Raw genomic sequence first — 9716 nt, forward strand, 5'->3', positions numbered from 1 at the left:
CCCCTGGCGGCGTTGCGCCTCCTCGCCGTAGTCCCCGCTACGCCTCGTCGGCGCGCCTTGCCAGGAACCGTCAGGATCCACGCCAATTTTCGCAACGTATTTACGGGACAGGACACTGGCGCATCAGCGCATCAAAAGACAACACCGAACTCGAACGCCACGATTCCAGCCACGTCGATGTCGTAGTGCGCCGGGTTCACGACGCGCCGTATATGGCGGGCGCTGGGGCCCGTGGGGTCCGGATCGGCGGCCAGGTTGAGCAGTAGGCGCTTCTCGTAGAACTCGCCGTCGGGTGTGCGCACGAGCAGGACGGTCGGCTTGAGACGGTTCTCCGGGCTGCACGCCACAACGACGCCGAGCGCGCCGTTATCGAGCTCCACAAGACTTCCGATCGGGAAGATGCCGATGCAATGGATGAACGCCTGCACGAGCTGGGCGCCGAACAGGTGCTCATCTTCGTTGTAGAGTGCCTGCAATACCTCGTCGGTCGGCCGGCCCTGCCGATAGGGCCTGTCACTGGTGAGCGAGTCGTAGTGGTTCGCAAGCGCGACGATGCGTGCGCGCTCAGGGATGTCATCGCCTTGTAGTCCGCGCGGGTAGCCCCGTCCGTCGATGCGCTCGTGGTGCATGCGGATCATGTCAAGCACCGCGTCAGGCACCTCGCCGGTCGTGGATACGATGTCGCACCCCTCGTCCGGATGGCGCTTGATCGCCTCCCATTCCTCCGCGGTGAGCGGTCCTTGCCTGGTCAGGATCTCCGGCGGTTGCTTCACCTTGCCGATATCATGCAGTAGCGCACCCAGGCCGATACTCTGGAGTTCGCGCCCACGCAGCCCCAGGTACATACCGAACGCCAGGGCGATCACGCAGACATTGATCGAGTGGGCCGTGGAGTAGTCGTCCTTTTTTGCCAGATTGGTCAGCCACATTGCCGCACTGGCGTTGCTCGAGACCTGGGAGACTATGTCTTCGACGATAAGACGGGCCTGACGGGAATTGAAGGTACGCCCAAGACGGGCATCCTCCCATGTTCGCTGCACAAACGTCTCAGCCTCGGAACGGCTGGCAGCCGCCGACTCGAGACGCGCGAGGAGTCGGCGCTTATCGGGGTGGCGTTCATTGCCGGTTTCGGCGGACAGATCGGTATCGTCCGGCGTGCGCTTGCCACCGCCAGCCGGCCCCTGGATGTCCGTCTGCAAAGTGGCGTAGACGTCGTCCCGGGAGCGTGTTTCCTCCACGTAGACGAAGCTGCAATACTCGCGCAGGATCTCCAGTTCCTCTTCGCTGCGGATCAGGAAGCCCTGGAAGGTGACGGGAATTTCGTCCCAGGGCCGATCGGCTTCGGCGACATAAAGACCGTAACGAAGCATCCCTACCGGGACGCGAGTGAGATAACGGACGTCGAGCATTCTTGTCACCTGTATCCGTGGGACCCGCGCAGTCAGTCAAGGTGCTGCGCCACAGGCCCTGTTTCTGCCAACGCGTCGGGAAGCGGGTGAGTGCGTCCCGGAGCGTTGCACCGGTCTGCCGGAGGCCCCCGGGTATCGGCGGGGCCCTACCTGGCCCCAGGGCACTCATGGCTGGGCGTGTTGCCAAGCCGTTGGCGTGCCGCCCACTCGGGAGCCTTTGGTTCCGTGTCGAAGAATCTATCACCCGTGCTGTGGCTGAAACGTGCGTGCTCTCACAGTTTGAGAAGCACTCCGGTGCGGCGGCGCTGCATGCTACTATCCCGCCTGTGTGCCCCAGCTGCAGCCCGCAACGTCGAGGGAAATCGTTGATGCGACATCGTGCGCCGCCCGTGCGTCTGGGGAGTGAAGGAACGCATTTCCGCGGCCGGGAGCGTGATGGCAAGAACATCTGAGCCCGCGGCTGCGTCCGCCGAAACGCACTGGCCCGCACCTGCCAAGGTGAACCGATTTCTGCACGTGATCGGCCGCCGGCGCGATGGCTACCACGCACTGCAGACCGTCTTCCAGTTTCTGGACCGCTGCGATACCGTGCACCTGCGTCCCCGCGACGACGGTGTCATCCAGCGCACCGCACCAGTCCCCGGGGTCCCCGAGGAGGACGATCTGTGCGTGCGCGCGGCGCGCGCGTTGCAGTCCGGTAGTGGTACCCGGCTCGGTGCCGACATCCGTGTGGACAAGGAACTGCCCATCGGCGGCGGGCTCGGTGGCGGCAGCTCCGACGCCGCTACCGTGCTCGTGGCGTTGAACCACCTCTGGGGGTGCGGTCTCGGGGCATCCGCCCTGGCCCGCCTGGGCGGTGGTCTCGGCGCGGATGTGCCCGTGTTCGTTCGGGGGCAGGCCGCCTGGGCGGAAGGGGTGGGCGAGGTGTTGCAGCCCCTGGAGCTGGATCGGCCGTGGTTCGTCGTGTTGATACCGGGCTGCCAGGTCAGTACCGCAGACGTGTTCCAGGCGCCGGAATTGACAAGGAATTCAGCCCCCATCACAATAGCCGACTTCCGCTGCGGCGGGGGTCGAAACGACTTTGAACCAGTCGTGCGGGCACGGTATCCGGTCGTGGCCCGCGCGTTCGAGGCGCTTGCCGGCCACGGTCGACCACAACTCACGGGAACCGGTGCCTGCGTGTACCTGGCCTGCAGGGGATGGGTCGAGGCGGAGGCTGCGTGGAGGGATTGCCGCGCTGCGGGATGGCGCGGATTTGTTGCCCGCGGATTGAACCGCTCTCCGCTGCAGGAGCGGATCGATGCGGTCTTCGCCTCAGGCGTCTGAGCCGATTGTCACTGGGGTGTAGCCAAGCGGTAAGGCACGGGGTTTTGATCCCCGCATTCCCAGGTTCGAATCCTGGCACCCCAGCCATTCCATTCCGGATCGCACACGAGCGGGATCAGCGTGACTGAAAACGGACACATGATGGTCTTTGCGGGAAACGCCAACCCGCAACTGGCTGCCGCGATCAACGAGCACCTCAAGATCCGCCCTGGCTATGCCGTCGTGACCAAGTTCAGCGACGGTGAGGTCAACGTCGAGATTGACGAGCACGTGCGAGGCAAGGACGTATTCATCGTTCAGCCAACCTGCGCGCCGACCAACGACAACCTCATGGAGCTGCTGATCATCGCGGATGCGTTGCGCCGGTCATCTGCGGCGCGCATTACGGCGGTGATCCCCTATTACGGCTATGCGCGACAGGACCGTCGGCCCCGCTCTCAGCGTGTCCCAATTTCGGCCAAACTGGTCGCCGACATGATCCAGACCGCGGGCATCAACCGCGTGCTCACCGTGGACCTGCACGCCGACCAAATCCAGGGCTTCTTCAGCCTGCCCGTGGACAACATCTACGCCTCGCCGATTCTGTTGGGCGACATCTGGCGGCAGGTTTACCCCCGCAAAGTGGTGGTGAGCCCGGATGTGGGCGGCGTGGTGCGCGCGCGCGCACTCGCCAAGCGCCTCGGTGATGCGGACCTTGCCATCATCGATAAGCGCCGGCCCAAGGCGAACGAAGCGCAGATCATGAATATCATCGGCGATGTGCCCGGCAAGACCGCCATTATCGTCGACGATATCGTCGATACCGCGGGTACCCTGTGTCAGGCCGCCCGTGCCCTGAAAGATGAAGGTGCCGATCGGGTGGTGTCCTACGTGACGCATCCCGTGCTCTCCGGCAAGGCGATCGAGAAAATCAGCGCATCCACCATCGATGAATTGGTGGTCACCGATTCCATCCCGCTGAGCACGGAAGCCGAGGCGTGCCGGAAGATCCGCCAGGTGAGCATTGCCGAGCTGCTCGCCGAGAGTATCCGCCGCATCAGCAATGATGAGTCGGTCAGTGAACTGTTTGTGGAGTGAGTCAGCCGTCGGGGCGGCATTATCCCCAATGACGCCGTGACCGCAGCGACCGCGACAAGGCCGCTGCACGCGGCACGCGGAAACTGATTTCTTGCACCCGATCCTCCCTGGTCGCGGGGAGGATCGGGTTTCATTCATTATGGAGACACAATCATGGCCGTTGAACTGAAACTGAGCGCCGAGCAGCGCGTGGACGCGGGGAAGGGTGCGAGCCGCCGCCTGCGTCAGACCAAGAAAGTACCGGCCATCCTCTATGGCGCCGGCAAGGATCCGGAGATGCTGCAGGTAAGCGTGTTTGAGCTGAGCAAGCTCATGGAACGGGACGCCTTTTTCTCACAGGTGGTTACGCTGGACGTAAACGGCGCTACGGTGGATACGGTCCTCAAGGACATGCAGCGCCACCCTTACAAGGACTCGGTGATGCATCTGGACTTCCTGCGCATCCGCGCCGGCGAGCGGCTGACCACCCAGGTTCCGGTGCGTTTCCTTAACGAGGACGATTGCAAGGGCGTGAAGGCCGGCGGCGTGGTCCACAAGGACATCACTGACGTGGCCATCAACTGCCTGCCCAAGAATATTCCGGAATACCTGGTCGTGGACCTCGCCGACCTTGAAGTCGGTGATTCCGTTCACCTCTCGCAGCTGCATGTGCCCGAGGGCGTGGAGCTGGAGGCATTCGCCCACGGCGGCGATGTGCACGACCATGACCACCCGGTGGTGAGCATTGTGATGCCGCGTCTGACCAAGGCGGATGAGGAGGAGGAAGCCGAGGCCGAAGCCGAAGCCGAAGCCGAGGAGACTCCCGAGGGCGAGAGCAAGACCAAGGGCGACGAGGCTGACACCGGTGATGAGGGCGGCGAAGAAGAGAAATGACCCTCGCAGCGGCGGCAGGTTTTCGTCATGGCCAATGAGCACACGGCGATCCGTCTTATCGTCGGGCTTGGAAACCCCGGCGACAAGTACACCGGAACCCGCCACAATGCCGGCTTTCGGTTCGCGGACGAACTGGTGCACCGCCACGGCGAGACCTTCCGCCAGCACGCCCGCATCCGCAGTGAACTCACCCGGGTCGAGATCGCGGGTGAGCGCTGCCATGTGCTCAAGCCGCTCACGATGATGAACCGCAGCGGGCAGGCCATCGCGGCGGTGGCCAATTACTACACGATCCCACCAGAGGCCATCCTGGTCGCCCACGACGATCTGGATTTGCCCCCCGGTACGGTGCGGGTCAAGCGCGGCGGTGGCCACGGTGGCCACAACGGGTTGCGGAGCACCCTGAGCGCGCTCAGCTCCCGGGAGTTTCAGCGCTTGCGCATCGGCATCGGTCATCCCGGGCATGCGGATGACGTGGTGGCCTACGTGATCAGCCGGCCGTCACCGGATGATCGACGGGCCATCGACGCGGCCGTCGACGAGGCGGTGGATGCCATGACATTGATCTTCGAGGGCGCTGTGGACAAGGCAATACAACGTCTGCACAGCCGCTGAATGCGCGGCGGGAGACAAGGGGCGCCAGGCTCGAGCTTGCGTCATCGCCGGTCGCCTGGCCTTCCAGAGAGGTAGCATGGGATTCAAATGCGGTATTGTCGGCCTGCCCAACGTGGGCAAATCGACCCTGTTCAACGCGCTCACCCGAAACGAGATTCCGGCTGAGAACTATCCATTTTGCACCATCGATCCCAACTTGGGCATCGTGCCCGTGCCGGATCCGCGCCTGGATGAGCTCGCCGCCATCGTCCAGCCACAGCGCGTGCTGCCCACCACCATGGAATTTGTGGACATCGCCGGGCTGGTCTCCGGCGCCTCCAAAGGCGAAGGGCTCGGGAATCAGTTCCTCGCCAACATCCGTGAGACGGATGCCATCGCCCACGTGGTCCGCTGCTTCGAGGACGATGACGTGCCCCACGTCACCGGCCGCGTGAACCCGGTGGACGACGCGGAGACCATCAACACCGAGCTGATCCTCGCCGACCTGGAAAGCGCCGAGAAAGCCCTGCAAAAGGCGGAGCGCCTGGCCAAGTCCAACGATAAGGAAGCCGTGCAGCGCCGGAATCTGCTGCGGCGACTGCGCGACCACCTTGGCGAGGGGGAGCCGGCGCGCCTGCTGCCGCTGGAATCCCACGAAGCAGTGCTGCTGCGCGAGTTCCATCTGCTCACCGACAAGCCCGTTGTCTATGTGGCCAACGTCACCGAGGACGGTTTCGAGAATAACCCGCACCTGGAACAGCTGCGCGAACTGGCGGCACGCGAGCAGGCGGGGGTTGTCGCCGTGTGTGCCGCCATCGAGGCGGAGCTCTCCGTACTCGACGCGCGCGAGCGCAACGAGTTTCTCGCGGCGTACGGCCTGGAAGAGCCGGGCCTGAATCGCCTGATCCGCGCGGGCTACGAGCTTTTAGGGTTGCGCACCTACTTCACCGCCGGCCCCAAGGAGGTGCGCGCCTGGACCATCCGCAAGGGGGACACGGCGCCGCAGGCGGCCGGGCGTATCCACACGGATTTCGAGCGCGGCTTCATCCGTGCCGAGGTCATCCGTTTCGAGGACTATATCGCCTGCAAGGGCGAAGCCGGCGCCAAGAACGCCGGGCGCGCACGCCTGGAAGGCAAGGACTACGTCGTCCAGGAGGGCGATGTCGTGCATTTTCGTTTCAACGTTTAAGCGCCACGCGCACCCCGCTGCGCCGGTAGGACTCCTTGACACGCCACCACATCGGTTGGAAAATCGCGCCTCCTGCACGACACGGCTACGTAGCTCAGTTGGTCAGAGCATCGCACTCATAATGCGAGGGTCGGTGGTTCGAGTCCACCCGTAGCCACCAGCCAAATCAATCACTTACAACGCTTCTGAAAATCACCGCCCGCGCTTTGGACCAACTGTGGACCACTTGAAAAAAGGCACCAGCGGAGCGAGGCAAACTGGCGACCTTCACAAAACGCGACGGACGGTGGCGCGCGCGTGCGCCGCACCCGTCATTCGACCATGACCAAAACCTTCTCGACCAAGGGCGAGGCGCGGACCTGGGTCCACAACACCGAGTCGAGCATGGACAGCGGCGCCTGGTGCGACCAGCGCGCCGCGCACCGCACCACGCTCGCCGAGGCCCTGGACGACTACCAGCGCCTGGTGGTGGCGAAGCAGAAAAGCCATGCCCTGCGGGTGGCAGCATCCGGTGTTGCGCGATGGGAAGCATCGCGCTAGCGTACAACGACGCCGTCTGAGAACGCGCGACTCGCATTGCCCTCATCACGTGGGTAGACGACCAATTCAGGGAAGGAAACTAGAATGATCAGGAAATCGACCTACCAGACCTTGATAATCACGGCAACGACTGCTGCAAGCGCCCTGCTCATCGCGGGCTGTAATAGTTCCAGCGACGGCGGTGGCGGATCGAACGAGTTCGCCTCGCTGTCCCAGCAAGAACAAGAAATGCTGGTCGCCACGATGGCGATGGACATGGATGACTTCGTCACCGGCATTGAGGGCATGGGGGATATGGCGCTTGGAATGGCCGGGGCTGACAGCAATTTTCAGGATCCTCGAGAAACGAACACCCACAGCACGCAAAGCTCGGATGGTCAGGTGAACACCCAATCCTGGGAGGATATCTGCGAGACCGGCAGCTACACCGTTTTCGCCGACACGTCGGACCATTTTCATGCGGAATTCAGCAACTGCGGCGGCGGATTTCAGAGTACCAATTTCTCCAGTTCTTACAACATCAACGGCGTTGTTGAGGCAAAAACCTCTGACAGTGACACGCATACGTTTCTGATCAATTCCCGATCGGAGAATTATGACGTGGAGTCCTCCATGTCCGGCGAAGGAATGGATTTCGCCATCGCCTTCAAAATGAACGGCCAATCAAGCCAGCATTACACGGCCTGGAACGACTTCATTCTCACCGCCAACCAGGATATCGAATTCGACATGAGCTGCGACGGCAGCCGCATGCGTGCAGAATTCGGCTTCGACGACCTTGATGTCACCACTGAACCGAGTTCCAAAATCCCTGGCGATGCCGCGATGGAACTGAGCGGCGAGTTCTCAATGACCGGCAACCAGCCAGGAATGGGTGGCTCCTGGACGATGAACACCGTTTCCCCCATCCACTTCCCGCAGCACGGAAACCCCTACAGTGGCGAAGTGAATATCGACGTGGATGGCGAGGAGTTTAACGTCGAATACGAGCAGAGCGGGGCCTGGATCAACGGCACGTTCTACACGTGGGACGAACTCGAAGCCAAGGACGACGAGTTCGACGATGACTGGGACATGGAGTGCTTCTGATCCCACCTGCCATGCCATCATACAAGCACCGGGGTGTCTGTCCCCGGTGTTTGTAACGCCCCCTTTTGGACCGTCCTGAATCACCCGTTATGCGGCCACCCGCTATCCGGGTTCGAGATCCTGATTCGGGCTGGCGGTATCGATGGCGCCCAGTAGCCGTCGGACGATTCGGCGCAAAAGGTCGGCCCATGGCCCGCAGCGGTAACCGAATGCGGTGCCCGGCGGTCACGAGTACCGCATTGAGCGCATCCCCCAGGGCACCTCACAGCCGGGCATGCCAGGCGAGCAGCTTGTACTTGCTCTTGCGCGTCTCGTTCACTAGCCGGTTCGCCCGCTGCCATGGCTCACGCCGGGCAACCTGGCTTGCCTGTGACGCATCCTCGATCTCGCGCTCGATGTACCGGGTGATCCGACCCAGGTAGGTTTTCAGCCTTTTGGTCATCCGCCGCTTGCGCGTCATCTGCCGCGCCTTGGTGGAGCGGTTGACTATCAACGGCCCCTGTGGCGCGTGCCGCTCGTCCCGAGGCCCCACGAACACTGCCCGTTATTGCCAGGAAATTCGCCGTGGGATACCAAAAACTCGGTAATTTCAGAATGCTGAAAAAGGCCGTAACCATCGCCGGTTCAGTGCGTTATGCGTTTTTCGGTTACAGGACACAAGCTCCATATGCTGTGGGCTCCCCGGCAGAATTCGGGGCGCCGGGTATGCCTGACAGGACAGACACAGTGTGAAGCCACCAGGACTGGCCGTCCTGGGGTCATCCCCGCCGTCCGCACCTCGAGCGCCGCAGCGACGCCACCGACGTATGCCAGCACATTTCTATTTACTGCGGTCCAATGGGGTGGAAGCAGGAAACTGGCGAGCGTGTTGGCAGCCACTTCGCTAGCCACGGCAACGCTAACCGCCTGCGCCGCCGCATCGCGGATGACCGGCCGAGGCGCCGGCTTGGTCGACGATGACCACCGCACTGGCACGCGCGACGACGGCAAGACCGGGATGCGGTAGCGGGCCGCCGCGGCGGCGGGCCTGCACCGCGTCCGCGTGGAGTGTGTTGAATGACCATTCGCCTGATCCCGGGAATCCGGGCGCTAGACCCCTTGAACACGATGGGCGTGCTGCGCGACGTGCTGCGCGCCTGCGGCCACCAGGCCGAACTCGTGTGCTACGGCTACGCCCTTGGCCCGCTGACAAATACCATCGCGACGAATGCCGTGCTGGCGGCCACGCAGCCGGGCGACACGCTGGTGGGCTATGGCAGCGGCGCCCTGGCGGCGGTCCAGGCGGCGGAATGCGGGGCCCGACCGCGCGTGCTCGTGCTCGTCAACCCCATGCTCAACGCCCAGCACGCGTTCCCCGCCGGCATCGAGCAGATTATCGTCTGCTACGCCGAGGACGAGGGCGCGCACCCGTGGGCACGCGTCTGGCGCTACACCTCCCGCCTTGTTCCCTGGCGCTGGCGCAAGCCGCGCTGGTGGGACGCGATGGGCCGCAATGGCTACCTTGGTCATGATGCCCGCGTGATCAACGTCAACATTACCGGAGCTGGACACCACTGGTGGCGCAGGCGCAAGAAAGAGGTCGAGCATGTCGGCGTGATCATCCACCAGGCGGCTACCGA

At 63.3% G+C, this 9716-nt stretch carries 10 protein-coding genes and 2 tRNA genes; 10 read left to right on the plus strand and 2 right to left on the minus strand.

Annotation, left to right across the window (positions count from 1 at the left end; translation table 11 throughout):
- Positions 1-131 precede the first annotated feature (131 nt).
- Positions 132-1409 (minus strand): HD-GYP domain-containing protein, encoded by a 1278-nt coding sequence (locus QZT63_RS15220; protein ID WP_290652346.1) that lies wholly within the window; start codon positions 1407-1409, stop codon positions 132-134.
- Positions 1410-1844: 435 nt separating this feature from the next.
- Between QZT63_RS15220 and ispE the strand changes: the two genes are divergently transcribed.
- The 9 genes from ispE to QZT63_RS15265 all read left to right on the plus strand — a co-directional run bounded on the left by ispE (position 1845) and on the right by QZT63_RS15265 (position 8097).
- Positions 1845-2735 (plus strand): 4-(cytidine 5'-diphospho)-2-C-methyl-D-erythritol kinase, encoded by an 891-nt coding sequence (gene ispE / locus QZT63_RS15225; RefSeq protein WP_290652347.1) that lies wholly within the window; start codon positions 1845-1847, stop codon positions 2733-2735.
- Positions 2736-2747: 12 nt separating this feature from the next.
- A tRNA-Gln gene (locus QZT63_RS15230) sits at positions 2748-2822 on the plus strand.
- A 51-nt stretch (positions 2823-2873) separates the two neighbouring features.
- The gene (locus tag QZT63_RS15235) at positions 2874-3812 is read left to right on the plus strand and encodes a ribose-phosphate pyrophosphokinase (RefSeq protein ID WP_290652355.1); all 939 of its coding nucleotides are present in this window, start codon (positions 2874-2876) and stop codon (positions 3810-3812) included.
- A 153-nt stretch (positions 3813-3965) separates the two neighbouring features.
- Positions 3966-4685 (plus strand): 50S ribosomal protein L25/general stress protein Ctc, encoded by a 720-nt coding sequence (locus tag QZT63_RS15240; protein WP_290652348.1) that lies wholly within the window; start codon positions 3966-3968, stop codon positions 4683-4685.
- A gap of 27 nt (positions 4686-4712) precedes the next feature.
- Positions 4713-5300 (plus strand): aminoacyl-tRNA hydrolase, encoded by a 588-nt coding sequence (pth, locus tag QZT63_RS15245; RefSeq protein WP_290652349.1) that lies wholly within the window; start codon positions 4713-4715, stop codon positions 5298-5300.
- A gap of 76 nt (positions 5301-5376) precedes the next feature.
- Positions 5377-6468 (plus strand): redox-regulated ATPase YchF, encoded by a 1092-nt coding sequence (gene ychF, locus QZT63_RS15250; RefSeq protein WP_290652350.1) that lies wholly within the window; start codon positions 5377-5379, stop codon positions 6466-6468.
- Positions 6469-6551: 83 nt separating this feature from the next.
- A tRNA-Met gene (locus QZT63_RS15255) sits at positions 6552-6628 on the plus strand.
- Positions 6629-6765: 137 nt separating this feature from the next.
- Positions 6766-7008 carry a hypothetical protein gene (locus tag QZT63_RS15260; protein ID WP_290652351.1) on the plus strand — a complete coding sequence of 81 codons (243 nt, stop codon included), beginning with the start codon at positions 6766-6768 and terminating at the stop codon, positions 7006-7008.
- A gap of 84 nt (positions 7009-7092) precedes the next feature.
- Positions 7093-8097 (plus strand): hypothetical protein, encoded by a 1005-nt coding sequence (locus QZT63_RS15265; RefSeq protein ID WP_290652352.1) that lies wholly within the window; start codon positions 7093-7095, stop codon positions 8095-8097.
- Between the two features lie 262 nt (positions 8098-8359).
- On the opposite strand, the gene QZT63_RS15270 is transcribed toward QZT63_RS15265, so the two are convergent.
- Entirely contained in the window at positions 8360-8539 is a 180-nt protein-coding gene (locus QZT63_RS15270) for a hypothetical protein (RefSeq protein ID WP_290652353.1), read from the minus strand.
- Between the two features lie 614 nt (positions 8540-9153).
- On the opposite strand from QZT63_RS15270, the gene QZT63_RS15275 reads away from it, so the two are divergent.
- On the plus strand, positions 9154-9716 hold a 563-nt coding region (locus QZT63_RS15275), incomplete at its 3' end, for a hypothetical protein (RefSeq protein WP_290652354.1).

This window comes from Aquisalimonas sp., assembly GCF_007120195.1.
Taxonomy (GTDB): Bacteria; Pseudomonadota; Gammaproteobacteria; order Nitrococcales; family Aquisalimonadaceae; genus Aquisalimonas.